Origin of the sequence: Xanthomonas sp. fls2-241-TYG-148 (assembly GCF_030208815.1) — a bacterium.
GTDB lineage: Bacteria > Pseudomonadota > Gammaproteobacteria > Xanthomonadales > Xanthomonadaceae > Xanthomonas > Xanthomonas campestris.
The window spans coordinates 248,944-273,625 of record NZ_JARVTE010000012.1 but is presented as its reverse complement, the minus strand read 5'-3'; the positions used below and the strand labels follow the sequence as shown (position 1 = coordinate 273,625).

General features: G+C 65.7%; 24 protein-coding genes and 1 other RNA gene. 13 read left to right on the top strand and 12 right to left on the bottom strand.

The genetic code is table 11. From position 1 onward, the window contains the following. Nucleotides 1–117 precede the first annotated feature (117 nt). Nucleotides 118–192, top strand: a non-coding RNA gene (locus tag QRM60_RS13910) — sX9 sRNA. A gap of 22 nt (nt 193–214) precedes the next feature. Here QRM60_RS13910 and QRM60_RS13905 read toward each other — a convergent pair. The 4 genes from QRM60_RS13905 to QRM60_RS13890 all read right to left on the bottom strand — a co-directional run bounded on the left by QRM60_RS13905 (nt 215) and on the right by QRM60_RS13890 (nt 3,825). Further along, entirely contained in the window at nt 215–859 is a 645-nt protein-coding gene (locus tag QRM60_RS13905) for an ABC-type transport auxiliary lipoprotein family protein (RefSeq protein ID WP_115539609.1), read from the bottom strand. After that, nucleotides 856–1,782: an MlaD family protein gene (locus tag QRM60_RS13900; protein WP_011035876.1), complete on the bottom strand. Its 927-nt coding sequence runs from the start codon at nt 1,780–1,782 to the stop codon at nt 856–858. Before QRM60_RS13900 ends, QRM60_RS13905 begins: the two co-directional genes overlap by 4 nt. Nucleotides 1,783–1,784: 2 nt before the next feature. Beyond that, nucleotides 1,785–2,627: an ABC transporter ATP-binding protein gene (locus QRM60_RS13895; protein WP_042596446.1), complete on the bottom strand. Its 843-nt coding sequence runs from the start codon at nt 2,625–2,627 to the stop codon at nt 1,785–1,787. An 85-nt stretch (nt 2,628–2,712) separates the two neighbouring features. Beyond that, nucleotides 2,713–3,825 (bottom strand): ABC transporter permease, encoded by a 1,113-nt coding sequence (locus QRM60_RS13890; RefSeq protein ID WP_042596444.1) that lies wholly within the window; start codon nt 3,823–3,825, stop codon nt 2,713–2,715. A 165-nt stretch (nt 3,826–3,990) separates the two neighbouring features. On the opposite strand from QRM60_RS13890, the gene QRM60_RS13885 reads away from it, so the two are divergent. Beyond that, the gene (locus QRM60_RS13885; RefSeq protein WP_042596442.1) at nt 3,991–5,250 is read left to right on the top strand and encodes a threonine/serine exporter family protein; all 1,260 of its coding nucleotides are present in this window, start codon (nt 3,991–3,993) and stop codon (nt 5,248–5,250) included. Nucleotides 5,251–5,312: 62 nt separating this feature from the next. On the opposite strand, the gene QRM60_RS13880 is transcribed toward QRM60_RS13885, so the two are convergent. From QRM60_RS13880 to QRM60_RS13870, 3 genes are all read right to left on the bottom strand, one after another. Further along, nucleotides 5,313–5,780, bottom strand: a complete 468-nt coding sequence (locus tag QRM60_RS13880; RefSeq protein WP_011035880.1) for an H-NS family nucleoid-associated regulatory protein — start codon at nt 5,778–5,780, stop codon at nt 5,313–5,315. A gap of 277 nt (nt 5,781–6,057) precedes the next feature. After that, nucleotides 6,058–7,752, bottom strand: coding sequence for a proline--tRNA ligase (locus QRM60_RS13875; protein ID WP_285446405.1), 1,695 nt, complete (start codon nt 7,750–7,752; stop codon nt 6,058–6,060). 113 nt (nt 7,753–7,865) lie between these two features. Beyond that, nucleotides 7,866–8,264: a DUF4124 domain-containing protein gene (locus QRM60_RS13870; protein ID WP_012439261.1), complete on the bottom strand. Its 399-nt coding sequence runs from the start codon at nt 8,262–8,264 to the stop codon at nt 7,866–7,868. A gap of 135 nt (nt 8,265–8,399) precedes the next feature. Here QRM60_RS13870 and pssA point away from each other — a divergent pair, with 135 nt between their 5' ends. From pssA to QRM60_RS13840, 6 genes are all read left to right on the top strand, one after another. Beyond that, nucleotides 8,400–9,173 (top strand): CDP-diacylglycerol--serine O-phosphatidyltransferase, encoded by a 774-nt coding sequence (gene pssA, locus QRM60_RS13865; protein ID WP_042596438.1) that lies wholly within the window; start codon nt 8,400–8,402, stop codon nt 9,171–9,173. Then, nucleotides 9,170–9,637 (top strand): alanine acetyltransferase, encoded by a 468-nt coding sequence (locus tag QRM60_RS13860; protein ID WP_115555358.1) that lies wholly within the window; start codon nt 9,170–9,172, stop codon nt 9,635–9,637. Before pssA ends, QRM60_RS13860 begins: the two co-directional genes overlap by 4 nt. Beyond that, nucleotides 9,634–10,116, top strand: a complete 483-nt coding sequence (gene rimI / locus QRM60_RS13855; RefSeq protein ID WP_164496916.1) for a ribosomal protein S18-alanine N-acetyltransferase — start codon at nt 9,634–9,636, stop codon at nt 10,114–10,116. The genes QRM60_RS13860 and rimI overlap by 4 nt, the downstream gene beginning before the upstream one ends. A 700-nt stretch (nt 10,117–10,816) precedes the next feature. After that, the gene (locus QRM60_RS13850; RefSeq protein WP_076056659.1) at nt 10,817–11,950 is read left to right on the top strand and encodes a pectate lyase; all 1,134 of its coding nucleotides are present in this window, start codon (nt 10,817–10,819) and stop codon (nt 11,948–11,950) included. Between the two features lie 236 nt (nt 11,951–12,186). Beyond that, nucleotides 12,187–13,329, top strand: coding sequence for a pectate lyase (locus QRM60_RS13845; RefSeq protein ID WP_103702047.1), 1,143 nt, complete (start codon nt 12,187–12,189; stop codon nt 13,327–13,329). Nucleotides 13,330–13,525: 196 nt separating this feature from the next. After that, nucleotides 13,526–13,774, top strand: a complete 249-nt coding sequence (locus QRM60_RS13840) for a hypothetical protein (protein ID WP_238595348.1) — start codon at nt 13,526–13,528, stop codon at nt 13,772–13,774. Between the two features lie 132 nt (nt 13,775–13,906). Here QRM60_RS13840 and QRM60_RS13835 read toward each other — a convergent pair whose 3' ends face one another. The 4 genes from QRM60_RS13835 to QRM60_RS13820 all read right to left on the bottom strand — a co-directional run bounded on the left by QRM60_RS13835 (nt 13,907) and on the right by QRM60_RS13820 (nt 19,231). Beyond that, the gene (locus QRM60_RS13835; protein WP_285446404.1) at nt 13,907–16,741 is read right to left on the bottom strand and encodes a valine--tRNA ligase; all 2,835 of its coding nucleotides are present in this window, start codon (nt 16,739–16,741) and stop codon (nt 13,907–13,909) included. 222 nt (nt 16,742–16,963) lie between these two features. Then, a complete protein-coding gene (locus QRM60_RS13830) occupies nt 16,964–17,389 on the bottom strand; it encodes a DNA polymerase III subunit chi (protein ID WP_070691797.1) in 426 nt (141 codons plus the stop codon). A 7-nt stretch (nt 17,390–17,396) separates the two neighbouring features. Next, nucleotides 17,397–17,759, bottom strand: a complete 363-nt coding sequence (locus QRM60_RS13825) for a hypothetical protein (protein WP_285446403.1) — start codon at nt 17,757–17,759, stop codon at nt 17,397–17,399. Then, nucleotides 17,759–19,231, bottom strand: a complete 1,473-nt coding sequence (locus tag QRM60_RS13820; protein WP_285446402.1) for a leucyl aminopeptidase — start codon at nt 19,229–19,231, stop codon at nt 17,759–17,761. The genes QRM60_RS13825 and QRM60_RS13820 overlap by 1 nt, the downstream gene beginning before the upstream one ends. Before the next feature lie 107 nt (nt 19,232–19,338). On the opposite strand from QRM60_RS13820, the gene lptF reads away from it, so the two are divergent. Genes lptF through QRM60_RS13805 form a run of 3 tightly spaced genes read left to right on the top strand, consistent with a single transcriptional unit; the run spans nt 19,339 to nt 21,859 of the window. Next, entirely contained in the window at nt 19,339–20,421 is a 1,083-nt protein-coding gene (lptF, locus tag QRM60_RS13815) for an LPS export ABC transporter permease LptF (protein WP_012439255.1), read from the top strand. Continuing rightward, nucleotides 20,418–21,524: an LPS export ABC transporter permease LptG gene (lptG, locus tag QRM60_RS13810; protein WP_076039678.1), complete on the top strand. Its 1,107-nt coding sequence runs from the start codon at nt 20,418–20,420 to the stop codon at nt 21,522–21,524. The genes lptF and lptG overlap by 4 nt, the downstream gene beginning before the upstream one ends. A 41-nt stretch (nt 21,525–21,565) precedes the next feature. Continuing rightward, complete coding sequence (locus QRM60_RS13805) at nt 21,566–21,859, top strand: hypothetical protein (protein ID WP_285446401.1); 294 nt, start codon at nt 21,566–21,568, stop codon at nt 21,857–21,859. 202 nt (nt 21,860–22,061) lie between these two features. On the opposite strand, the gene QRM60_RS13800 is transcribed toward QRM60_RS13805, so the two are convergent. After that, nucleotides 22,062–22,529 carry an RDD family protein gene (locus tag QRM60_RS13800; RefSeq protein WP_228417654.1) on the bottom strand — a complete coding sequence of 156 codons (468 nt, stop codon included), beginning with the start codon at nt 22,527–22,529 and terminating at the stop codon, nt 22,062–22,064. 87 nt (nt 22,530–22,616) lie between these two features. Between QRM60_RS13800 and xerD the strand changes: the two genes are divergently transcribed. Then, nucleotides 22,617–23,588, top strand: a complete 972-nt coding sequence (gene xerD / locus QRM60_RS13795; RefSeq protein WP_285446400.1) for a site-specific tyrosine recombinase XerD — start codon at nt 22,617–22,619, stop codon at nt 23,586–23,588. Between the two features lie 251 nt (nt 23,589–23,839). After that, nucleotides 23,840–24,634 carry a DsbC family protein gene (locus QRM60_RS13790; RefSeq protein ID WP_011035896.1) on the top strand — a complete coding sequence of 265 codons (795 nt, stop codon included), beginning with the start codon at nt 23,840–23,842 and terminating at the stop codon, nt 24,632–24,634. Nucleotides 24,635–24,682: the final 48 nt, after the last annotated feature.

Below are 24,682 nucleotides of genomic sequence, written 5' to 3'. Positions count from 1 at the left end.
AGGACGTACTTGCAGCGTGTCCCGCGATGGTGGGCGGGCAAGGGCCCTGCAGCCAGGCCGCAGATCAGTCGCTCTGCGGCAGCCCTCAGGCGGGCGCGGCCGGTGCTCGGAATCAGCATGTACCACTCATACACTCCGGTTTCTGCGCGCCGTCCGCGCCCACTTGGCGACTGCTCGCTACGTTTTTTAGCCGCTCTAAGTCTGTCGCTCGCGCTTACAACGCACGCGGCAGGTTCTGGCTGTCCTGTTGACCGGTGATCAAGGTCCAGCCCACCAGCTCGGTGGTGACCTGCGTCATCGCCTGCTCGAAGGCTGCGGCGACCGTCTCGGTGTCGGTACCCGTGGACGGGCGTGCAACCAGGAAGGTACGCGAGGCCACCACGCGCTGATCGGAGGAATGCAGCAGCTTGGCGTTGAGCTCGATGGTGGCAGCCGGCAGCGACTGGCCGGCATAGTCGGACTCGAAGCGGCGCACGTCGATCGCCAGTTTGTAGTCCGAGCGGATCCCGGCGCCGATGCGCGCAACCGCGGCGATCTTGCCGGAGTCTTCGAACGCACGCACCACGCTGTCTTCCAGCATGTCGGTGGCCGGTTGCGCCCAGCCGGCGCCGTGATAGACCTGCAATTCGCCGGGGGTCGGGCGCACATTGATGCGCGGGCTGTCGATGATACGCGCGGCGCTGGGCTTGGCCACCGAGAGCTGCCAGCTGACCTGCGGCCACGCCGGATTGGGCGTGACGCGCGCGGTGGGGGCGTAGATCGTGGCCGGTTTCTGGTCGCCACCGGTCAGGACCGAGCAGCCGCCCAGCGCCAGCAACGAGACGCACAGCAGGGGACGCAACAGGCGCATGGCAGTCATTTCGGTTCGAACTCCTTGGGTGCGTCGCGGCCGAGCAGGTAGCGCGCAGGGTTGTTGTCCAGTTTGTCGCTGACCCGGCGCAGATCGCGGATCAGGCCGCGCAACTCGGTGAGCGTGGGGCCCAGCTGACCCAGGCCGTCGTTGGCAAAACTATTGATGGCCGCGCGGTTCTCGCCAAGGATGTTGTCGGCGTTGCCGGCGGCCGAATCCAGCTTGACCAGGGTGGCGTCGAGTTTTTCCAGGATGCCGGGCAGCTGCTGCACCAGGTTCTGGTCCAGCCGCTTGATGGTGCCGTTGGTGGTAGTCAGGGTGGTGTCCAGATTGCGCGCGGCATCGCGCGCGCTGACGATCAGCGCCTGCATGCCCTCGTCGCGATCGGCGATGCCGCCGCTGATCTTTTCCAGGTTCTGCAGCGTGGCGGTGATGCTGGCCACGTTCTTGTCCGAGAGCATCTGGTCCATGCGCTCGACGATGCGGTTGGCGGTGTCGGTGATGTTCTGCAGCGCCGACGGCGTGGTCTGGATGATCGGCGCGTCGCTCTTGTCGATGGTGGTCAGCGACGGTGCTTCGGGCGTGCCGCCGGAGAGCTGGATGATCGACGGGCCGGTCAGGCTGGTGATGGCCAGCTTGGCGCGGGTGTCGCTCTTGATCGGCGTGGTGGAGTTCACCCGCACATGCGCCACGACCTGGCGCGGGTCGTTCGGCGCCAGTGTCAGCTCGGTGATCGAGCCCACCGCGATGCCGTTGTACTGCACCGGGCTTCCGACCGACAGGCCGGTCACCGCCTCGCGGAACACCACCCGGTATTGCTGCCAGGTGCGGTCGGAGGAGTATTTGGCGGCCCACAGCCCGAACAGCAGCAGGGCCAGGCCGGCCACGATGGTGAAGGCGCCGATCAGGACGTAATTGGCTTTGGTTTCCATGCTCAGGCGGTCTCGGTGGAGGCTGTCTTGGCCTGGCGCGCGGCACGCGCACGGGGGCCGTGAAAATATTCCTGGATCCAGGGGTGATCGACCTGTTCGATTTCGGCCAGCGGGGCGTTGGCGATCACCTTGCGATCGGCCAGCACCGCGATGCGGTCGCAGATGGCGTACAGCGTATCCAGGTCGTGGGTGATCAGGAACACGGTCAGGCCCAGGGCCTGCTGCAGGGTGCGGATCAGCCGGTCGAAGGCGGCCGCGCCGATTGGATCCAGCCCGGCGGTGGGCTCGTCCAGGAATAGCAGCGGCGGGTCCAGTGCCAGCGCCCGCGCCAGTCCGGCGCGCTTGCGCATGCCGCCGGACAATTGCGAGGGCAGCTTGTCCAGCGCGTCGGCGGGCAGGCCGGCCAGCTTGATCTTCAACAGCGCCAGTTCGAAATACCAGCGCTCGGGAAACTCGCCGTGATGCTCCTTTAGCGGCACCTGCACGTTCTCACCGACGGTCATCGACGAAAACAGCGCGCCGTCCTGAAACAGCACGCCGGTGTTGCGGGTGATGTGCTGGCGATCGACGAAACGGCCCGAGCGCGCATCCGCGCCCAGCACCTGGATGCTGCCGGCATCGGGTTCGCGCAGGCCCAGGATGCTGCGCATCAACACCGACTTGCCGGTGCCCGAGCCGCCGACCACGCCCAGGATCTCGCCGCGGCGCACGTCCAGGTCGAGCTCTTCGTGGACGACCTGGCTGCCGAACCGGTTGGTCAGCCCGCGCACGGAGATTGCCAGCTGGTCGTCGTCGGAGTCGGTCTCTGTGCCGGGATTTGGGATTTGGGATTCAGGATTGGTCACAGCACAGTTCTCCCGAGTGTCAGGGCGCTCGCTACGCCTCTGCTTTGTACGAATCCCGAATCCCCAATGTCGAATCCCGGCCTCATCACCACCCCATCTTCATGAACCACAACGCTGCAATCGCGTCGAGGATGATGACCAAGGAAATCGTCTGCACCACCGAAGAAGTGGTGCGTTCGCCCACCGACTGCGCGGTGCCGCTGACCTTCAAACCCTCCAGGCAGCCGATCAGGCCGATCACCAGCGCAAACAGCGGCGCCTTCGACAGGCCGACCAGGAAGTGCCGCAGCTGGATGGTGTCGTGCATGCGTGCCAGATACATCTGCGGCGGAATGTCCAGATCGAACGCGCCCACGGTGACGCCACCGGCCAGGCCGGCGATCATCGCGATGAAGGTCAGCAGCGGCAAGGTGAAGATCAGCGCGAGCAGGCGCGGGATCACCAGCAGGTCGATCGGGTCCAGCCCCAGGGTGCGGATGGCATCCACTTCTTCGCGCGATTTCATCGCGCCGATCTGCGCGGTGAACGCGCTGGCGGTGCGGCCGGCCAGGACAATGGCGGTGAGTAGTACGGCAAATTCGCGCAGGAACGCGATCGACACCAGTTCCACCACATAAATCTCCGCGCCGAAGTCGCGCAGGATCGTCGAGCCCAAAAACGCGATCACCGCGCCCACCAGATACGACAGCAGCACCACCAGCGGCACCGCATCCAGCCCCACCTGTTCCATGTGGTGCACGGTGGAGGTGAGCCGGAAGCGGCGCGGTTCGTGGATCAGTCGCGCGATCTTGACCAGGTTCTCGCCCAGGAAGCTGTTGAGCTCCAGGATGCCCTGGCCCACGCCGTGGGTGGTGCGGCCCAGGCGATCGAGCGCGGCGACAAAGCCGTAATCGCGCTTGGGCTTGGGGCGCTCGTCGTTGAGCTCCTCGATGGTGCACACCAGTGCCTGGTGCTCGTCGCGGAAATCGATGGCGTCTTCTTTCAGGCCCATGCGGCTGGCAAAGCGCAGCAGCTGCAGCACGCCGGCCGAATCCAGTTGCTGGATGCCACGCGCGTCGATGCGGCGCACCCCGTCGGGAACGGCTTGCAGCAGCTCGGCCTGGGGCAGGGCGGTGGCCAGGACCCAACTGCCGGCGAGGCGTACCTCGGCATGGTCCTGCGAGTCTTGTTCGATGCGTGGCGGTTGCGGTTTGATCATGGGCGGCCTGTCCGTGGCGTCAGCATACAGTGGCTGGCGTGAGCGAATGATGGGGAGTGACTGCGCGCATGGCGACAGCCACCGGCGATGGCGACCACGGGCCACGCGTGCTGCGCATACACTGGCGTCCTCGCCCAGGCGCCGCTTCGATCCGACCCGCCACGCATGTCTGCTGCCACCGTTGTTCCATCGTCCGCCGGCGCAACCTACGCGCAACGTGTCGCCTTCGTGTCGGAAATCGCCGGGCGCCTGCATTCCTATGGCACCACCGCGCAGCGGCTCGAGGCGGCGGTGATCGGCCTGTCGCAGAAACTGGGGCTGGATTGCGAGCCCTGGTCCAATCCCACCGGCATCATCCTGAGCTTCAGCGACCCGACCAAGTCGATCGGCTCCAGTGACATCACCCGCGTGATCCGCCTGGCGCCGGGCGAGAACGACCTCTACAAACTCAGCGTCGCCGACTACGTGGCCGACAGCGTCGCCAACGGGCGCATGAGTATTGCCCAGGGGCACACGGCCCTGCGCCGTCTTGACCGCGAAACCGACCGGCGCGGCAAGGCCCTGCAGGTGCTGGCGTTCGGCCTGGCCGCGGCCGGGGTGGCCGGGCTGTGGAAGCTGCCGTGGCTGGACATCGCCACCGCCGGGGTGATCGGCATGTCGATCGGGCTGCTCACCCAGTACACCGACAAGCGCCCGGCCACCAAGGAGGCCGGCGAAGCACTGGCCGGGCTGCTGGCCGGCGTGGTCGCTGCGCTGGTGGCGTCGCTGGTCGGCCCGCTCAATCTCAATACGGTGATCATTGCCTCGCTGGTGGTGCTGCTGCCCGGTATGTCGCTGACCAATGCGTTCAACGAGTTGGCCAGCCAGCATTGGGTGTCGGGCACGGCGCGCCTGGCCGGTGCGGTCACCACGGTGCTCAAGCTCACCGTGGGCGCGGTGATTGCGGTGACGTTGACCCAGCTGGTGGGCTTGAACCCGCAGGTCGCCGCGGTGCGCCCACAGGCCGGCTGGGTGGAATGGGCCTCGCTGCTGGTGGCCGCGTATGCGTTCGCGGTGCTGTTCAAGGCCAATCGCCGCGATTATCTGTGGATCATGGCGGCGGCCATGTCCGGGTATGTCATTGCGCGTTATGCCGGGCATGCCTGGGGCGGGCCGGCCGGCGTGTTCGCATCGGCGATGGCATTGACCGCTGCCGGAAATCTGTTTGGACGTGTGGTGCAAAAACCCGGTGCGCTGATCCGGTTGCCGGGCATCATCATGCTGGTGCCCGGTAGCACCAGTTTGCGCGGGTTTTTGACCCTGGTGCAGCAGCAGGACGTCACCGTCGGCCAAGCCGCGCTATTGGCGGTCACCAATATCGTGATGGCTTTGGTGGCCGGATTGCTGTTTGGCAATCTGCTGATCCCGGCCCGCAAGAATTTATGACAGGCCCGAACGGCGCCCAATAAAAAACGCCGGCAGTGCCGGCGTTTTTTATTTGCCTTGAATCACGCAGCCTTGGCTTTCTTGGTCGCGCGCTTGGTGGCAGTTTTGCGCGTGGCCTTCTTGGCGGTGGCCTTCTTTGCCGGCTTTGCGCCGCCGTCCTTCTTGATCAGGAAGTCTTCGACCTTCTTGCCGGCAGCGGTCAATTCAGCCAGCCAGCGCGGCTGCTTGCCGCGGCCGGTCCAGGTTTCCTGGGCATTGGCGGGATTGCGGTATTTCGGTGCAACCTTGCCCAGCTTGCGTCCGGCACGCGGACCCGGCTTGCCGGCGGCAGCCGGACGGCCCGGGCCGGCACTGGCGGCGGCGCCAAACAATTCTTCAATGGAATAACCCTGGGCTTTCGCGGCGCGGGTCAATTGGGTCCGCACCTTGGCAATCGGCGCGCGCTTGGCGACCACCGTCTGCTGCTTCTTTGCATTCTTGATCAGTGCGCCCAACTGCTTGGCCGACAGGCCGGTGAGATCGATCGACATCACTACTCCGGAAAATGAGAGGGAAATTAAGAGCAACTAACAAAACGGTGACATATTCGAATGGCAGGCGCGGCCTGCCATCGGTTTTCTCTGGAGCGCGTCCATGCGAAATCCTGCGCACCATCCCAAACCGCACGTCACGCTTTGTTAGTTGCTCTCGGAATGCCATTCCGTGGCAGCGCCGGCCATCATAATGACAGAAAACCCATATGACAAATGCGCCGAATTACTTCGGCGCAGTGCGTTCATCCAGCGGGAGGATATTGCCCGGGTTTGATCAGTGCCCAAGCCGGGAGAATAACCCGGCCTTATCCAGGTTTTCTGCCGATTCGGCGGTGCGGGCGCGATATTCAAAAGTCCCGGCCGCCAATCCACGCTCGGACACCACCACGCGGTGCGGAATGCCCAGCAGTTCCATATCGGCAAACATGGCGCCCGGGCGCAGGCCGCGATCGTCCAGCGCCGCCTCGATGCCGGCGGCGATCAATTCCTCCAGCAAGTCACCGGCCGCGGCAGCCACCTGCGCGTCCTGCTTGGGGTTGATCACGCACACCACCACCTTCCATGGCGCCATCGGCGCGGGCCAGACAATGCCGGCGTCGTCGTGGTTCTGTTCGATCGCCGCCGCCACGATGCGCGAGATGCCAATGCCGTAGCAGCCCATCTTCATCACCGCAGCCTTGCCGTTTTCGTCCAGCACGGTGGCCTGCAGCGCTTCGGCGTATTTGCTGCCGAGCTGGAACACATGGCCCACCTCGATGCCGCGGGTCAGGCGCAGCTCGCCGCCGTCGCTGGCACGGTCGCCGTCGACGACATTGCGCACGTCGGCCACGGTCTCCGGTTCGGGCAGGTCGCGGCCCCAGTTGACCCCGGTCAGGTGCACGCCCACCGCGTTGGCACCGACTACGAAATCGGCCATGGCGGCGACGTCGCGATCGGCAATGATGCGAATCGGCTGGACCGGCTGCACCGGCCCCAGGAAGCCGGGCTCGCTGCCCAGGTGCTCACGGATCTCGCTTTCATTGGCCAGCCGGTAGTCGGCCATGCCGGAAACCTTGGCCAGCTTGATCTCGTTGACGGCGTGATCGCCACGCACCAGCACCAGCACGAAGCCGGCGGCGGTCATCACCGCGATCGACTTCACCGTGCGCTGCAGCGGCAGGCCCAGCAACTGGGCCACGTCTTCGCAGGTCTTCTGGGTGGGCGTGTCCACGCGCTGCAGGGGCTCGCCGGCAGCCGGGCGCGGGGCGGGCAGGGCGGCGCTGGCGGTTTCCACATTGGCCGCGTAGTCCGAGCCGGTGGAGAACGCCAGCGAGTCCTCGCCCGATTCGGCGATGACATGGAATTCCTGCGAGGCATCGCCGCCGATTGCGCCGGAGTCGGCCTGCACCGCACGGAACTCCAGCCCCAGCCGGGTAAAGATGCGGATATAGGCGGCCCGCATGTTGTCGTACTCGCGCGCCATGTCCGCATCGGTGAGATGGAACGAATAGGCGTCCTTCATCAGGAACTCGCGTGCACGCATCACGCCGAAACGCGGGCGGATTTCATCGCGGAACTTGGTCTGGATCTGGTAGAAATTCAGCGGCAGCTGCTTGTAGCTGTTGATTTCCTGACGCGCGAACTCGGCCGCGGCTTCTTCGGCGGTCGGGGTGTAGCAGAACTCCTGTTCCTTGCGGTCCTTGATCTTCAGCAATTGCCCGCCGAACTTTTCCCAGCGGCCGGTCGCGTCCCACAGCTCGCGCGGCTGGATGGTGGGGAACAGCACTTCCACCGCCCCGGCGCGGTTCATTTCCTCGCGCACGATGGCCTCGACCTTGCGCAGCACGCGCAAGCCCAGCGGAGACCAGGTGTACAGCCCGGAGGCCAGCTTGCGGATCATGCCCGCGCGCAGCATCAGACGGTGGCTGACCAGCTCGGCGTCGGCCGGGGTTTCCTTGGTGGTGTGCAGGTGGAACTGGGAAAGACGCATCGGGCTTCGCTTGAGGCGGAAAGCCGATAGTTTGCCAGTGTCGTGCCCTGCAGGTCATCGGCGATGACCCGGCGGCGCGTTGCGTGCACCGGCGCGCGGCCGGTGCGCAGGGCTCAGGTGGTTGGGCCGCCGGCCGGTGCGGGCTTGCAATAGGCCTTGGCGGCGGCCTCGGCCAGGTTGCGCTGCGCGGCGCGCGCTTCCGGGTCCAGCGGGGTGCCAGGCTTGCCGTCGCCGGCGCCCATGGTCACTTCACCCTTGCCGCTGAGCAGTTCCAGGTTACGGCGTGCGGTGAGGCAGTCGGCCGATTCGGGCGCGGCCGTTTCCGGGGCGGCGATGGCGGCGGTGCCGCTGCGCGCGTCGATCCGGCGCGACTCGTAGCGCTGGCCGGTCGGGGGCGGGGTCTCGGTGTAGTGGGTCACGCCCTTGGCGTCCTTCCACTTGTATAGATCGGTGGCGCCGGCGGCGGCGCTGACCAGCATCAACAGGGCGCAGAGCCCGGACGACAGGTGCATGAGGCTTCCCCTAGATGATTCCCGCGGCGATTGCAGCATTCAGCGACCGCCGTGGCAAGTGATCGATGGGCCGGCAGGGCGCATCAGGCCGGGCCGCGCTACCGCCGGACGGACCTCAGGCCCTACACTTGCCGGATGGATGAAATGAGACCGCCCCCGCGTTCGCGCACGATCTACCTGCTGCCGAACCTGTTCACCACCGCCGGGTTGTTCTCCGGCTTCTACGCCATCATTGCTGCCGCCAACGGCCAGTTCGTGCAGGCCAGCATGGCGGTGTTCGTGGCCGCGGTGATGGACGGGCTGGACGGCCGCGTGGCGCGCCTGACCAACACCAGCAGCGAATTCGGCGTGCAGTACGACTCGCTGGCCGACCTGGTCAGCTTCGGCATGGCGCCGGCGCTGGTGATGTATCACTGGTCGCTGTCGGCGCTGAAGTTCGACAGCAGCGTGATGGGCCGGGTCGGCTGGTCGGCGGCGTTTCTGTATGCGGCCTGCGCCGCCCTGCGGCTGGCGCGCTTCAATACCCAGGTCGGTGTGGTCGACAAGCGCTGGTTCATCGGCCTGGCCAGCCCGGCCGCGGCCGGCTTGATGATGTCCTTCGTGTGGGCCTTCGCCGACGACAGCCTGGGCCTGGATGGCGAGCAGCTACGCTATGTGGCGCTGGGCGTCACCGTGGTGTCGGCGTTGCTGATGGTCAGCCGGATCCGGTTCTGGAGTTTCAAGGGCGGCGAACGCGGCCCGCGTGCCGACCGGGTGCCGTTCCTGGCGCTGGCGATCGCGGCGGTGGTCATCGCGCTGCTGGTCATCGACCCGGCACGCTCGCTGCTGGTGATCGGTGTGCTGTACGCCTTGTCCGGCCCGGTGATGTGGCTGTGGCGGCGCGGACGCAGGACGCCCGAGCTGCCATGAGCGAGATGGCCGTCGCGCCGGTGTGGTCGGACCTGCAGGTGAGCTGCCTGCAGGCGATGGGCCACACCGTGTATCTGGACCGCGACACGGTGGAGGCCGAACCGGCGCCTGCCGTGGCCGAGGCGTCGGCACCGGTGCGAGAACCAGCGCGCCCGCAACACGCCGCGCCTGCGCCCAGCGCAGCACCTGCCGCACGCCGCAACGCACCGGCTGCGCCGTCCGAGCCACCTGTCGATGTCAGCGTTCGTCCGTCCGCGCCTGCCACACCGCGGCGTGGCCGTGTGGGCATGCCCGACAGATTGCAGATTGCCTTGTTGCGTGCATCCGGCTGCAATCCCGGTGACCCACAAACCCAAGCCTTGATGGCCTCCTGGCCGCTGGCCGAATTGCGCGGCAACCCGGCCGCCAAGCGCGCGCTGTGGCCGCAGCTGCGCGCCCTGCGCCGGCGCCAGGGCCCGGCGTGAGCGCCATGAACGCGCCGATGCCCACTGCCCTGCGCGCCATGCGTGAGAGCGACCTGGACGCGGTGATGGAGATCGAGCGCCGCGCGTATCCGTTTCCGTGGACGCGCAGCATTTTTCGCGATTGCCTGCAGGCCGGGTATCCGGGCTGGGTGATGGAGCAGGCCGGGCAGATCATTGGCTACGGCGTGATCAGCATTGCTGCCGACGAGGCGCATGTGCTCAACGTCTGCATTGCACCGGAAGCACAGTCGCAAGGACACGGCCGTGTGTTGCTGCGCGCGCTGATCAAGGCGGCCTGCGACCGCGGCGCGCGGCGCGCGTTTCTGGAAGTGCGCCCGTCCAATCCGTCGGCGATTGCCTTGTACCACTCCGAAGGGTTCAACGAGATCGGGCGACGTCCGCGCTACTACCCCGCGCACACCGGGCGCGAAGATGCCCTGGTGATGGCGATCGAGCTGTTCTTCGAAGGCATCTCCTGACCGATCGTGTGGCGCGCAGACTCTGCGACGCCCTGGTGTGACTGACTGATTGAAAGCTGGCCGCGCGGTTGCGTGGCGGGCACGTGTGCGCTGACGCTCGGCACCATCATCGAACGTGCATGCATGGGTGCGCGCTTGCACGGCATGCGTGTGTGCATACGTCACAGCGGACGAAGCGAGCGCAACGTGCGCGCGGCCACCTTGGCTCATCATGCGACGCACGCGCTGATTGATACGCCGCGGTATTGGACGTGTGTGCGCATGATCGATCACTGCGCTGCACATCGCACAGAACTGCACGTCACCGGCAACGCGTGTTGCTGTGTTTGTGCGGTCTCCAGCGCTCAGTGATGTGTCCTGATCGCGCTGCTTGATGTGCCCTCTCACATGCGCGATCACACATCGTGCTTGCGCTGCTGCACGCCACCACGCGCTGCACGTCATGTTGCATTGCAGTGTCCTCGCTGCTGTCTCCGCGTGTCTGCGTCATCGCGTTTTGTCTTCTCTTGAATGTCCCGCATGCGTTTGCGTGACTGCGCGTGCACATCGACACATCGCCTAGATACAACCGATTGCGATGCTCCTAGTATCCGTGTCGCGGAAACTGAAAAGTACACAGCTGAAAAGTATGTTCCGCGCGCTCTAGTCGAGCGATGTGCCGCTGCGCGGTGCGTCGAACTTATCCGAGGGAGACATCAAGATGAAGCCGAAATTCTCAACGGCGGCCGCCGCGTCGCTGTTTGTCGGGTCGTTGCTGGTGATTGGCGTTGCCAGCGCCGATCCTGCACTGGAAGTTGCCACGACAGGCTGGGCCACGCAGAACGGTGGCACCAAGGGCGGCTCCAAAGCGGCGGCCGCCAATATCTATACGGTCAAGAACGCTGCCGAGCTGAAAGCTGCGTTGAAAGCCAGTGTTGGCAGCAACGGACGCATCATCAAGATCAGCGGCGTGATCGACGTCAGCGAAGGCAAGGCCTACAGCACCACGGCCGACATGAAGAGCCGCGCGCGTCTGGACATCCCCACCAAGACCACCTTGATCGGCATCACCAGTAACGCGGAAATCCGCGAAGGCTACATGTACGTCAAGGCGAACGACGTCATCATCCGCAACATCACCATCGAAAATCCGTGGGATCCGCAGCCGGTCTGGGATCCGGACGATGGCAGCGCGGGCAACTGGAACTCCGAGTACGACGGGTTGACCGTGGAAGGCGCCAGCAACGTGTGGGTGGACCACGTGACCTTCACCGATGGCCGCCGTACCGATGACCAGAACGGCACCGCCAACGGCCGCCCGAAGCAACACCACGATGGTGCGATGGACGTCAAGAAAGGCGCCAACTACGTGACCATTTCGTACTCGGTGTTCAAGCTGCACGAGAAGAACGATTTGATCGGCTCCAGCGACAGCGCCTCCAGCACCGACAGCGGCAAGCTCAAGGTGACCATCCACAACACCATGTTCCAGGACATCTCCGCACGTGCGCCGCGTGTGCGCTTCGGTCAGGTGCACCTGTACAACAACTACCACGTCGGCAGCACCAGCAATAAGGTGTATCCGTTCTCGCATGCGCATGGTGTCGGCAAGGAATCGAAGATCTTTTCCGAGCGCAACGCATTCGAAATCAGCGGCGTGAGCAGCTGCGACAAGATCGCTGCCGACTACGGCGGCAGCGTGTACCGCGATCAGGGCTCGTTGCTCAACGGCAAGGCGCTTTCTTGCTCGTGGAATACCAACATCGGTTGGACGCCGCCGTACACCTACAACCTGCTGTCGGCCGACAAGGTCGCCGCCGACGTCAAGGCAAAAGCAGGTGCCGGAAAGCTGTAAGCGTTACCACGTGCAGTGCCCGGCAACGGGCACTGCTGTGATGTGTTGCAGCTATGCCGAGGGTGCACGTGCAGCATATCGAAAATATACTTTTAAATAATTTACATAAAAGATAGCATCGGTCGGGTCCGCTAGGGGACTGGCCGATTCGGCCTGGGCGGATGCAGTGCTGTCACGGGGAGCGCGTCGCGCATGCGACGTGTCATTGCATCACTCATTCAAGAGAATTCAACACCATGTCGAATGCATCGACAGTTGTGGGTCGTACGGTTGTGGGCGTCGTTCTGGGCGCTGCGTTGTTGTCGGGTACCGCGTATGCGGCAGACCCTGCACTGGAAGTGGCCACCACCGGCTGGGCCACCCAGAACGGCGGCACCAAAGGCGGCTCCAAAGCGGCGGCGGCAGACATCTACACCGTCACCAACGCGGCCCAGCTCAAGGCGGCCTTGAAGGCCAAGGCCGGCAGCAACGGCCGCATCATCAAGATCAAGGGTGTCATCGACATCAGCGAAGGCAAGGCCTACACCAAGACCTCGGACATGAAGAGCCGTGGTCGCCTGGATGTGCCGACCAAGACCAGCCTGATCGGCGTCGGCACCAATGCCGAAATCCGCGAAGGCTTTTTCTACGTCAAGGCCAACGACGTCATCGTGCGCAATCTCACCATCGAGAATCCGTGGGATCCGGAGCCGGTGTGGGATGCCGACGACGGTGATGCAGGCAACTGGAATTCCGAGTACGACGGGTTGACCGTGGAAGGCGCCAGCAACGTGTGGGTGGACCATGTGACCTTCACCGATGGCCGCCGCACCGATGACCAGAACGGCACCGCCAACGGCCGCCCCAAGCAGCATCACGATGGTGCGATGGACGTCAAGAAGGGCGCCAACTACGTGACCATTTCGTATTCGGTGTTCAAGTCGCACGAGAAGAACAGCCTGATCGGCTCCAGCGACAGTGCATCGAGCACCGACTCCGGCAAGCTCAAGGTCACCATCCACAACACCTTGTTCCAGGACATTGCCGCACGTGCGCCGCGCGTACGCTTCGGCCAGGTGCATCTGTACAACAACTACCACGTCGGCAGCACCAGCAATAAGGTGTACCCGTTCTCGCATGCACATGGCGTGGGCAAGGAATCGAAGATCTTCTCCGAGAACAATGCCTTCGACATCAGCGGCGTGAGCAGCTGCACCAAGATTGCTGGCGACTACAAGGGCAGCGTGTACCGTGACCAGGGCTCGTTGATCAACGGCAAGGCACTGACCTGCAGCTGGAACAGCAACATCGGCTGGAAGCCGCCGTATACCTACAACATCCTGCCGGCCAACAAGGTGGCAGCGGACGTCAAGGCCAAGGCTGGCGCCGGCAAGCTGTAACGCCCGGCGCATCCTGCACCGCTGCGTCATGCAGCGGTGCGAACGCAGCACACAACGCCTGCAGCGATGCAGGCGTTGTGCGTTGTGTGCACTGGCGTGTGTGCTGTGCTGATGGTTTGCGTGGCAGGCCGCGCAGCGTGGGTGACAAGGCCGATCCGGATGCTCGTTTAACGACGCGCACGGCCTGGCGATTCAGTTGGCGCTGTTGTCGGAGCGCCACGTGTTCCGGATCGGCGGGACCTGTGATTGCAAGGATGGAGTGCAGGGCATCGGTGGCCGCACCGATCTCGATCGCGTGGAGCAGATCAACGGCGCGCCGATGGTGTGCATGCTCACTACCGCGATCGGTTGGAAGCCGCGTGATGCGTATAGCCGGTTGCCGAGCGCGGCCGTGGCTGCGGCGGTGCTGGCGTATAGGGGCGCCGGAGGACCTTGGAGCGGCTAACAAAACGTCGCGCCTGCCCGGCGGTTGCGTAGTCCTTTTGATTGCTGCTCTTAACCGGTAAGTGCCGCAGCCGAATGGCTGCGGATAGCGCATGCATCAAACGCCTGCGCCATGTGGCGCAGGCGTCGTGCTTCAGAGCTTGGCGCGCTGCTCACGCAGACCGGTCAGCTGGGTGGTCCAGTCGTTCAAGCGTGCGCGTTCCTGCTCGACCACCGCCGCTGGTGCGTTCTGCACGAAGGTGGCGTTGCCGAGCTTGCCGTTGCACTTGCCGATCTCGCTCTCCACGCGCTTGATCTCCTTGTCCAGGCGGGTGCGTTCGGCATCCATGTCGACCAGGCCTTCCAGCGGCACCAGCAAGGTGAGCTCGCCAACAATGGCCGTGGCGGCTGGCGGAGCTTCCTGGCCGGGGGCCAGCCAGTCGATGGCTTCCAGCTTCAGCAGGAATGCCAGCTGCGAGGCGAAACGCGCCACGCGCGCACGGTCGTCGCTGCTGCCGGCCTGCAGCCACAGGCGCACCTGCTTGGATGGCGGCACGTTCAATTCGCTGCGCACGCGGCGCAGTGCCGAGACCATCGCCTTGAGCCATTCGATATCGGCTTCTGCACCGGCGTAACCGCTGGTGTCGACATCGCCGCGCTGCGGGAAGGCTTGCAGCGAGATCGTGTCACCGGTGATGCCTAGGCGCGGCGCCACTTGCTGCCACAGTTCTTCGGTCACAAACGGGGTGAGCGGATGCAGCAGCCGCAGTAGCGCTTCCAGCACGTAGAGCAGCGTGTGGCGGGTGCTGTCGGCGGCGTCCTGCACCGCGCCGTTGAGCGCAGGCTTGGCCAGTTCGACGAACCAATCGCAGAACGCATTCCAGGCGAATTCGTACAGCGTTTGTGCGAGCAGGTCGAACCGGTAGTTGGCGTAATGCACCTGCGCTTCTGCGGCTACCGCGTCCAGACGCGCCAGGATCCACCGTTCGGTTTCGGTCTGCGGCTGCGGCACGCCGCTGAACTGTGCGCCTTCGGTGTTCATCAGTACGAAGCGCGTGGCATTCCACAGCTTGTTGCAGAAATTCTTGTAACCCTCGGCGCGGCCCAGATCGAACTTGATGTCGCGGCCATGCGTGGCGAGTGCGGCAATGGTGAAGCGCAGCGCGTCGGCGCCGTGGGCGATGATGCCGTCCGGGAATTCCTTGCGTGTGGCCTTTTCGATCTTTTCGGCCATGCGCGGCTGCATCAGACCGCTGGTGCGCTTGGCCACCAGGTCTTCGATGCTGATGCCGTCGATGATGTCCAGCGGGTCGAGCACGTTGCCCTTGGACTTGGACATCTTCTGGCCCTGCGCATCGCGGATCAGGCCGGTGATGTAGACATCGCGGAACGGCACCTGGCCGGTGAAGCTGTCGGTGGCCATGATCATGCGCGCCACCCAGAAAAAGATGATGTCGAACCCGGTGACCAGTACCGACGACGGCAAGTAGCGCGCGAAACCGCGCTCATCCATCGCCTGCGCATCCGGCCAGCCCAATGTGGAGAACGGCCACAGCTGCGAGGAGAACCAGGTTTCCAGCACGTCGCTGTCCTGATGCAAGGCAACCTCCGCACCCAGACCATGCGTGGCGCGCACCTGCGCTTCGTCGTGGCCGACATAGCACTTGCCCGCCTCGTCGAACCACGCCGGAATGCGGTGGCCCCACCACAGCTGACGGCTGATGCACCAATCCTGGATGTTTTCCATCCAGTGGCGATAGGTGTTGATCCAGTTCGGCGGCACGAACTTGACCTGGCCGCTTTCGACCAGCTCCAGGCCGCGCTTGGCCAGCGCATCCATCTTCACGAACCACTGGTCGGTGAGATACGGCTCGATCACCTGGCCAGTACGGTCGCCGCGCGGCACCTGTAGCTTGTGAGGTTTGGTTTCCACCAACAGCCCGAGGTCTTCCAGCTCGGACAGCACCAGCTTGCGCGCGTCGTAACGATCCAGACCGCGGTAGCTCTCCGGTGCGTTGTCGTTGATGGCGGCGGTGACGGTGAACAGGTTGATCATCGGCAAGTCATGCCGCACACCCACCTGGTAATCGTTGAAGTCATGCGCCGGCGTGACCTTGACCACGCCGGTGCCGAACGCGCGGTCCACGTAATCGTCGGTGATCACCGGCACCAGACGGCCGGTCAGCGGCAGCACGATCTGTGCGGCATGCAGCGTGGCGTAGCGCGCATCGTCCGGGTGCACCATCACCGCGGTATCGCCGAGCATGGTTTCCGGGCGCGTGGTGGCCACCACCAGGTAATCGCGGGTTTCGCGCAGGGTCTCGACGCCATCGACATCGTGCTCGACGTGTTCGTAGGTCACACCGTCGGCGAGCGGGTAGCGGATCGACCACAAAAAGCCGTCTTCTTCGACGTTTTCCACTTCCAGATCGGAGATGGCGGTCTTCAGCACCGGGTCCCAGTTGACCAGGCGTTGGCCGCGGTAGATCAGGCCCTGTTCGTACCAGCGCACGAACGCCTCGGTGACCGCGGCCGAGGGCTGCGGGTCCATGGTGAAGGTGCTGCGCGACCAATCGCTGGAGGTGCCCAGCCGGCGCATCTGGCGCTCGATGGTGTCGCCGGATTGCGCCTTCCATTCCCACACCTTGGCGATGAAGCCCTCACGCCCCAGCGTGTCGCGCGTTTCGCCCTTGCCTTCCAGCGCGAGGTTGCGCGAGACCACCATTTCCGTGGCGATGCCGGCATGGTCGGTGCCCACCTGCCACAAGGTGTCGTAGCCGCGCATTCGGTGGTAACGCACCAGCGCATCCATCAAGGTCTGCTGGAACGCATGCCCCATGTGCAGCGTGCCGGTCACGTTCGGCGGCGGCAGCAACACGGTGTAAGGCTCACCGCTGCCGGACGGCTTGAAATGCCCGGCCGACTCCCACTGTGCGTACAAGCGCGATTCGAACGAGGAGGGGTCGTAGCTGGAGGCGAGGGTGGTCATAGAGGGGCTGGGATTCGTTGATTCGGGATTCGGGATTCGGGATTCGGGATTTGTTGAGTCATGGGGCCGGCAGAGATCGCTGGCAAGCCATTGCATCAACCTCAGCGGTGGCGCTGTGGAACGGAGATTGGCTGTGGGGATGCGTCGTTGGAAAGGACGTGTGGATGCGCGCAAAACCGCTCCTGCAAATCTCCAATCCCAACTCCCCAATCCCCGCCCCTCTCACATGTCGTACTTGGTCAGCTCCAGGCCCAGCGCCTTGTACTGCTTCCAGCGTTCGCGCAGTGGTTCGCGGGCGGCGGGGTCGGCGGGGACCACTTCCAGCACGCGGTCGCAGGCGCCCAGGTACGGGTCGTCGCGCAGGTTGATCACCAGCGGGCGGGAGGGGGCGTCGAAGTCGGGTGCGGCGATCAGGACCGGTGCCAGCTCGTCTTCCTCGTCGGTGCCGCCGATCTGGTGCGGGATGTAGGCCTCGTCGTCGAAGGACCACAACAGATCGTCCAGTGCCTCGGCCTGGTCGGCGTCGCGTGCCAGGATCAGCGTGGAGAGATTGGCGTCGTAGGCCTTGCGCGCCAGCTCGCAGACCAGCCGCAGCGGTTCGTTGAGGAAGCGCGGCTTGGCGATCAGATAAAAGTCGGCACGGGGCATGGTCAGGTCACGAAACGGAAGGGAAAACGGATTCGGCAATGATGCTGCCGAGTGTGAACAGCACGCCGGACGCCAGTATCGCCAGCAGGAACCCGCCGGTGGCGCGCAGGCGTCGGCCCGCAGGCCGCGAGCGATACAGATAGATGGGGATGAAGATCAGCCAGGCCAGCACCATCCCGATGTTGAGCCACATCGGGCGACGGAAGCCCTGCCGGCGGCTGTCGGCCGCCAGCCACACGAAGATCAACGCCAGCAGCAGCGCGAACCGCACCAGGTCGCTGCCGGGGCCGGTCCAGCCGGGGAGCGCGCTGGTGGCCCCGTCCGCCAGGGCGAACCCGGCGAGCAGGGCCAGTGCAGCGCGCGGCGACATCAGGCCGTGCGGTCCAGCAACCACTGGGTCAGCAGGCCGACCGGGCGGCCGGTGGCCATGCCGCGCTTGCCTTCGTCGCTGGCCACGCCGGCGATGTCCAGATGCGCCCAGCGCTGGTTTTCGGTGAAGCGCGACAGGAAGCAGCCGGCGGTGATCGCGCCACCCCAGCGGCCGCCGATGTTGTAGACGTCGGCGAAGGTGGAATCCAGCAGGCCCTGGTATTCGTCCCACAGCGGCAGGCGCCAGGCGCGGTCGAACACGTGCTCGCCGGCGGCCAGCAGTTCATTGGCCAGATCGTCGTGCTTGCTCATCAAGCCGGCGGTCTGGTGGCCCAGGGCCACCATGCAGGCGCCGGTCAGCGTGGCCACGTCCACCAGCGCTTCCGGGTTGAAGCGCTCGGCGTAGGTCAGCGCATCGCACAGGATCAGGCGGCCTTCGGCGTCGGTATTGCCGACCTCGATGGTCTTGCCGGACATGCTGGTGATCACGTCCGAGGGACGATAGGCATTGCCGTCGATGGCGTTTTCCACCGCCGGCACCACCACCACCAGGTTGATCGGCAGCTCGGCCTTGACCGTGGCCACGAAGGTGCCGATGACGTTGGCGCCACCGCACATGTCGTACTTCATTTCCTCGATGCCACCCTGGGTCTTCAGGTTGACGCCACCGGTATCGAAGGTGATGCCCTTGCCGACCAGCACGTACGGGCGCGCCTCGCCGCCGCCGTTCCACTTCAGCACGATCAGGCGCGGGCGGTTGGCCGAGCCACGCGCCACAGACAGCAGCGAGCCCATGCCCAGCGCTTCCATCTGCTGCTCGTCCAGGATCTCGGCCTCGGCGCCCGGGAACTTGCCGGCGAAGGTGGCCGCCGTGTCGGCCAGGTAGGCCGGGGTGCAGTAGTTCGGCGGCAGGTTGCCCAGCTCGCGGGCGAACTCCACGCCTTCAGCGGTGGCGATGCCCACGGCCAGGGCGCGGGCATCGTCGCCGGCGATCGCCAGGGTAGTCAGGCCGGTGTCGTCGACCTTCTTCTTGCCCAGCGTGGCGGTGTAGCGGTAGGCGGCATGGTCGCTGACGATGACGGCCTGGCGGATGTTCCAGGCTGCGTCGCGTGCCTTGACGGGCAGTTCGGTCAGGGTGAGCAGGGCGCTGCCGATCGGGCCGGTCTTCAGTGCGCGGGCCGCATCGCCGATCGCCTTGAGGTAGGGCGCCACGCCGAACTTGGCGGCATCGCCCAGGCCCACTACCAGCACGCGCGGGGCCTGCACGCCCGGCAGGTCATGCACCAGGGTGGTGGTGCCGGTCTTGGTGGCCACATCGCCCCGTGCCACCAGCGCCGTCAGGCGGCCCTGGCTGGCGCTGTCCAGCGCCTGGGCAGCGGGCGAAAGGGTCTTGTCGGCGAACGCGCCAACCACGATGCAGTCGACGTGGGCGCTTGCCGGCGCGTCTTGGTTCAGGGTGAATTGCAGGGCCATTGATCAGATTCCGTAGGCAAATCCGTACAATCGCGGGCTGTTTACGCCAACCTGACTAGGCTGGCGGCGCCGCGAACGAATCCGAGAGTTTAAAACAAGCCCACCCTATGCCGAAGCTCGATCGATATCTGCTTAGCGATTTCACCCAGAGCTTCCTGGCAACCCTCATCGTGCTGCTGGTCGTGAGCGTGGGCGGGGTGCTAGTGGATATCCTCGGCAATATTGCCGATGGCCGTATCCCCGCGCGGTTGCTGCTGTCCCAGGTGGGTCTGCAATTCGTTGCCTACCTGCCGATCATCCTGCCGCTGGCGCTGATGCTGGGCCTGCTGCTGGCGCTGGCGCGGCTGTACCGCGATTCAGAAATGGCGGTCATCACGGCGATCGGCATCGGCCCGCGGCGCATGCTGCGCCCGATCCTGTGGCTGGTGGTGCCGGTGGTGGTGGTGATCGGCGCCTGCTCGTTGTGGCTGGGCCCCTGGGCCAGCCGCACCGCCGAGCTGATGCTGGAAGACGCCAACCGCAGCGTGGTGATGGCCGGCCTGGAATCGGGCAAGTTCACCCCATTGTCCGGCGGTGGCGTGGTCTACCTGACCACCATCTCCCCCGACGGCAAGGGCCTGGGCAAGGTCTTCATGCAGCGCCAGAAGGATGACCGCATCGACGTGGTCACCGCCGAGCGGGGCGCCATGTTCTTCGAGGGCAAGACCGACCGCTACCTGCGCCTGGAAGATGGCCATCGCATCGAAGGGCCGGCCGGTGCGCAAGGCCTGGACTACCGCTTGATGACCTTCGCCAGCAACGATGTGGCCCTGCCGGACCGCACCAAGGCGCACGACGCCAACGACCCGGAAGTGATGTCCACGTTCAAGCTCATCGGGGATGCGCGGCCGATCGCGCGTGCCGAGTTGCACCGGCGCCTTGCCCCGCCGCTGCTGGCGCTGGCATTCGCGCTGCTGACCCTGCCGCTGTCGCGCAGTGCGCCGCGGCAGCAGCGCTACGGCCGCATCATGTTGGCGTTCCTGGCCTACCTGGTCGGCACCAACCTGATGATCGTCGGCACCCAGTGGATCGCCAACGGCAAGGTGCCGGGCGCGGTTGGGCTGTGGTGGCTTACGCTGCCGCTGCTGGCGGTATCGATCTGGGCCTACGCCCGCGATGGCCGGTTGTCGCGGCCGAGGGCGCGCGCATGAAGCTGATGCCGCGGGTCCATGACTGGTATGTGGGGCGCGCCGTGCTGTTCACGGTGCTGCTGACCTGGGCCGTGCTGCTGGGCCTGGACGTAGTGAACGCCTTCGCCAGCGAGGCAAAGAGCATCGGCCAGGGCAGTTACAGCTTTGGCCATGCCATCGCCTTTGTCGCCTACACGGTGCCGCGCCGGGCCTACACCTTGTTCCCGACCGCAGCGGTGATCGGCGCGCTGATGGGCTTGGGCCAGCTGGCGGCGACCTCCGAGCTGACCGCGTTGCGGGCGCTGGGCGTGTCGCGCAAACGCATGTCTGCCTCGGTGGTGGTGGCGATGGCCTTGCTCACCGCGACCATGGTGATCAGCGGCGAGACCTTGGGCCCGTGGGCACAGGGCCAGGCCGACACGCTCAAGACCAGCGCCAAATACGAAAGCAATATGGCCTCGGCGCGTTATTCGGGGCTGTGGGCACGCGAGGGCGACACCTTCCTCAATGCGCAAAGCGGCGAAGAACAATTGCTGGATGGTGGCGGCACCGCATTGGCGCTGCACGATGTACGGCTCTACCATCTGGATACCGCTGGCCGGCTGCAGCAACTGACCTACGCCGCGGTCGCCGAGCACCGTGATGGCCGCTGGACGCTGCGCCAGGTGCGCCGCGATACCTTCCAGGAACGTTCCGTGCAACGCGAGACCTTCCCCGAATTGCCGTGGCAGTCGCAGCTCAATCCCAAGGCGCTGGCGGCCGGCCTGGCCAAGCCGCGCAATCTGTCGGTGCATGATCTGGGGCAGAGCATCGAGTACCGCCGTCGCAACGGCCTGGATGCCAGCGATTACGAAGATCAGTACTGGAGCCGCTGGTTCTACCCGCTCAACGTGCTGGCGCTGTGTCTGGCGGCGATCCCGTTCTCGTTCGGTTCGTTGCGCAGCGGCGGCCTGGGCAAGCGCCTGTTCCTGGGCATCCTGTTCGCGCTGGGCTTCTGGCTGCTGCAGCTATTCTTCGGGCGCATGGCCGGCGCGCTCAAGCTCGACTACCGCATCGCCTATGCCTTGCCGCCCATGGTGATGCTGGGAGTCTCGGCGTGGTTGTTCCGGCGGCGCAGTAGCTGATGCGCCGCCGCCGGCTGAGTGTCTTCGGCCTGGTGCTGTGTATGCCGTACGCTGTCCTGATCGTGCAGTGCCTGCGTTGGGCACACGATCCGCAGGTCGATTACAAAAGCCGGTTGGTGTGGAAGCAGTTACCGGTGCTGCTGCAGTCGATGGTTGCAGAAGGCCTGGGGCTGACAGTGCTGCTGGGTTGGCTCCCCTGGGCAATGGCGTATGTGCTGATGGCGGCGCCCATGTTCGTGGTGCTCTACCTGTTGGGTAAGGTGGTGGAAGACACCATCAGAGGTCATCACCCGTTTTGGAAGGATGCTTCCAACCCCGGTGCAGACAAGCAGTGAGTTGGGCGCCTCGTTGCCGTGCTTATGCGGAAATGCAGCTGCGCTGGGTCGACACGGTGCAGTCCCGGGCCATGCGCCTTGATCGGGTAGTCGGGCCGTCGAACTGGCACGGTCTTACCCACCGGCAAGTCTCGTTGCGCGGCTGCGGCGTCTCGCCACGAGGGCACCCAGGCGTCACCTAACCTCACGCTGCCCGGGAACGTCAGGTCGGTTTTTTTGCGATCCGTTGCAGCGTGGTGCCACTCGCGCGGTCATGCCAGGTCAGCCGGTCGCGATCCAGCCATGCCCACCAGAATCCCGCACCGCCCAGGGCCAGCGACAGCGTGCCGACGGCGTAGCGGATCCACAGCGCGCGCCAGGAGGCTTGCGGGCCGGTCAATGACAGTCGCCACGGGCGCATGCCCAGCGTCTGGCCCCCACGGCGCCAACTCACCGTGGCGTATACACCCGCCGCGATCCAGCAGCACAGCCACAACAGCCATTGCCAGCCGCTGAAAGGGGCGATGTTCTCGCGCGCCGGATGCCCGGCCAGGGTGAACCCCAGCGTGAAGCCGGCCGAGAGCAGCATCCACAGTGCCAGCACCGGCCAGGCGTCGTAGCACAGCGCCAGCAGCCGCCAGCCGACCAGGGCAGGTGCGCGTGCGGTCAGCGGGGCAGGGATCGAGGTCATGCCCGCGAGCATAGCCGGCGCTGGCGATCGGGCAAGCGGGCGATGCGGGGCTACCGTCAGCGTGGCGGCAGGCCCTAAGCTTGGTTGATGTCTGCCAGCAGTCCCGCCGAACGCCGCCAACGTGCCCAGCAACTGCCGCCCCTGCGGACAGAGGACGATCAGGCCATCCAGCGCTTCCTGGATCGGTTGTGGGCCGAACAGGGCGTGGCGCGCCAGACCCTGGACAGCTATCGGCGCGATCTGGAAGGGCTGGCGCGGTGGCGCGATGGCGCCGGCGGTGGCCTGCAGGGCGCCGACCGCAGCGCGCTATTCGACTATCTGCGCTGGCGCACCGAGGCGCGCTACGCGCCGCGCAGCAATGCGCGCCTGCTCTCGACCCTGCGCGGCTTTTACGCGCTGTGCCTGCGCGATGGCGTGCGCAGCGACGACCCCACCGCACTGCTGGATCCGCCACGCTTGCCGCGCTCGCTGCCCAAGGCCCTGACCGAAAGCCAGATCGATGCGCTGCTGGCGGCCCCGGAGATCGGCACGCCGCTGGGCCTGCGCGATCGCGCCATGCTCGAACTGATGTATGCGGCCGGCCTGCGCGTCAGCGAGCTGGTCACGCTGCCGGCCGTGGCGATCAACCTGCGCCAGGGCGTGCTGCGGGTCACCGGCAAGGGCAGCAAGGAACGGCTGGTGCCGCTGGGCGAGGAGTCCCAGCACTGGCTGGAACGTTATCTGGAGACCGCGCGGCCCACGCTGTCCGAGCGCAAGGCGGTGCCAGCGGTGGACGGGCAGGTTCCGCTGTTCATCGACGCCGCGCGCCGGCCGCTGAGCCGCCAGCAGTTCTGGGGCCTGGTCAAACGCTATGCGGCGGTTGCCGGCATCGACCCGGACACGGTCAGCCCGCATGGTTTGCGGCACAGTTTTGCCACCCATCTGCTCAATCACGGCGCCGACTTGCGCGCGCTGCAGATGCTGCTGGGGCACAGTTCGCTCTCCACCACCCAGATCTACACGCTGGTGGCGCGCCAGCATCTGCAGACCTTGCACGCCCGGCATCATCCGCGCGGCTGATGCCGCGATTGCGAGCGGTGCGGTGGCTGCGAGCGGTTGCCGCAGCCAGCTAGGCCTTCCCGATGCTCCCGACCGTTGCGGCACTTACGCTTCGCTCCGGCCGCGTCGCAGTTCGCCTCTGGGCGCTTCGATCCGCCCGCCATTGCATCGGGCGCATGCACGGCGCCTGCAACGAAGCGGTCCAGCGAACGCGGCCAAGCTTCATCCGCGCTGTGCGAGAATCGCGCCATCCCACTGCACTGGATGCGTGAATGTATCGTCTTGCCATCGCCGCATTGCTCGGCGCGATCAGCCTTACCGCCTGCGCGCAGTCTTCGCAGCCGGCCGCGAGCAACACCGCCGCCAAGCCTGCCGCCGCACCGGCCACGGGCAATGTGGACCAGCGCGTGGGCGCCGCGCTCAAGGCGTTGGACCCGGACTTCAAGCCGGACTACATCGGCGCGGCCCCGTTTCCGGGGTTCCGCGAAGTGGTGGTGGGCGGGCAGGTGCTGTACGTCAGCGATGACGGCCGGTACCTGATCCAGGCGCAGCCGTTCGACATCCAGAACAAGCAGTTCGCCGCCAGCGAGGGCCTGCTGGCCTACCGCCGCAAGCAGCTGCAGACCGTTCCCAAGGCTGACCGCATCGTGTTCGCGCCGGCCAACCCGAAGTACACCGTGACGGTGTTCACCGATGTGGAATGCGGCTACTGCCGCAAGCTGCACAGCGAGATCGGTGAACTCAACAAGCAGGGCATCGCGGTGGAATATCTGGCCTTCCCGCGCATGGGCCTGGGCAGCCAGGACCACAAGGAAATGATCGCGGTGTGGTGCGCAGCCGACCGCAAGCAGGCGCTTACCGCGGCCAAGTCCGGCCAGCCGGTCAACGCCAAGGACTGCAAGAACCCGGTGTCGATGGAGTACACCCTGGGCCAGCGCCTGGGCGTCAACGGTACCCCGGCGATCTTCGCGCCCGACGGCACCCAGCTGGGTGGCTACCTGCCGCCGGCACAGCTGCGCGAGGCGCTGGAAAAGCGCGCGGTCACCACGGCAGGCGGCAGCCGCTAAGGGCGCTCATGCCGGGCCAGGCCCGGTAGCGCACGACCGCGGTCTCTG

Excerpts from the sequence above, each read along its gene's own strand:
- QRM60_RS13905 (WP_115539609.1), bottom strand. The coding sequence starts at position 859 with ATGACTGCCATGCGCCTGTTGCGTCCCCTGCTGTGCGTCTCGTTGCTG.
- QRM60_RS13900 (WP_011035876.1), bottom strand. The coding sequence starts at position 1,782 with ATGGAAACCAAAGCCAATTACGTCCTGATCGGCGCCTTCACCATCGTG.
- QRM60_RS13890 (WP_042596444.1), bottom strand. The coding sequence starts at position 3,825 with ATGATCAAACCGCAACCGCCACGCATCGAACAAGACTCGCAGGACCAT.
- QRM60_RS13885 (WP_042596442.1), top strand. The coding sequence starts at position 3,991 with ATGTCTGCTGCCACCGTTGTTCCATCGTCCGCCGGCGCAACCTACGCG.
- QRM60_RS13880 (WP_011035880.1), bottom strand. The coding sequence starts at position 5,780 with ATGTCGATCGATCTCACCGGCCTGTCGGCCAAGCAGTTGGGCGCACTG.
- QRM60_RS13875 (WP_285446405.1), bottom strand. The coding sequence starts at position 7,752 with ATGCGTCTTTCCCAGTTCCACCTGCACACCACCAAGGAAACCCCGGCC.
- QRM60_RS13870 (WP_012439261.1), bottom strand. The coding sequence starts at position 8,264 with ATGCACCTGTCGTCCGGGCTCTGCGCCCTGTTGATGCTGGTCAGCGCC.
- pssA (WP_042596438.1), top strand. The coding sequence starts at position 8,400 with ATGGATGAAATGAGACCGCCCCCGCGTTCGCGCACGATCTACCTGCTG.
- QRM60_RS13860 (WP_115555358.1), top strand. The coding sequence starts at position 9,170 with ATGAGCGAGATGGCCGTCGCGCCGGTGTGGTCGGACCTGCAGGTGAGC.
- QRM60_RS13850 (WP_076056659.1), top strand. The coding sequence starts at position 10,817 with ATGAAGCCGAAATTCTCAACGGCGGCCGCCGCGTCGCTGTTTGTCGGG.
- QRM60_RS13845 (WP_103702047.1), top strand. The coding sequence starts at position 12,187 with ATGTCGAATGCATCGACAGTTGTGGGTCGTACGGTTGTGGGCGTCGTT.
- QRM60_RS13835 (WP_285446404.1), bottom strand. The coding sequence starts at position 16,741 with ATGACCACCCTCGCCTCCAGCTACGACCCCTCCTCGTTCGAATCGCGC.
- QRM60_RS13830 (WP_070691797.1), bottom strand. The coding sequence starts at position 17,389 with ATGCCCCGTGCCGACTTTTATCTGATCGCCAAGCCGCGCTTCCTCAAC.
- QRM60_RS13825 (WP_285446403.1), bottom strand. The coding sequence starts at position 17,759 with ATGTCGCCGCGCGCTGCACTGGCCCTGCTCGCCGGGTTCGCCCTGGCG.
- QRM60_RS13820 (WP_285446402.1), bottom strand. The coding sequence starts at position 19,231 with ATGGCCCTGCAATTCACCCTGAACCAAGACGCGCCGGCAAGCGCCCAC.
- lptF (WP_012439255.1), top strand. The coding sequence starts at position 19,339 with ATGCCGAAGCTCGATCGATATCTGCTTAGCGATTTCACCCAGAGCTTC.
- lptG (WP_076039678.1), top strand. The coding sequence starts at position 20,418 with ATGAAGCTGATGCCGCGGGTCCATGACTGGTATGTGGGGCGCGCCGTG.
- QRM60_RS13805 (WP_285446401.1), top strand. The coding sequence starts at position 21,566 with ATGCCGTACGCTGTCCTGATCGTGCAGTGCCTGCGTTGGGCACACGAT.
- QRM60_RS13800 (WP_228417654.1), bottom strand. The coding sequence starts at position 22,529 with ATGACCTCGATCCCTGCCCCGCTGACCGCACGCGCACCTGCCCTGGTC.
- xerD (WP_285446400.1), top strand. The coding sequence starts at position 22,617 with ATGTCTGCCAGCAGTCCCGCCGAACGCCGCCAACGTGCCCAGCAACTG.
- QRM60_RS13790 (WP_011035896.1), top strand. The coding sequence starts at position 23,840 with ATGTATCGTCTTGCCATCGCCGCATTGCTCGGCGCGATCAGCCTTACC.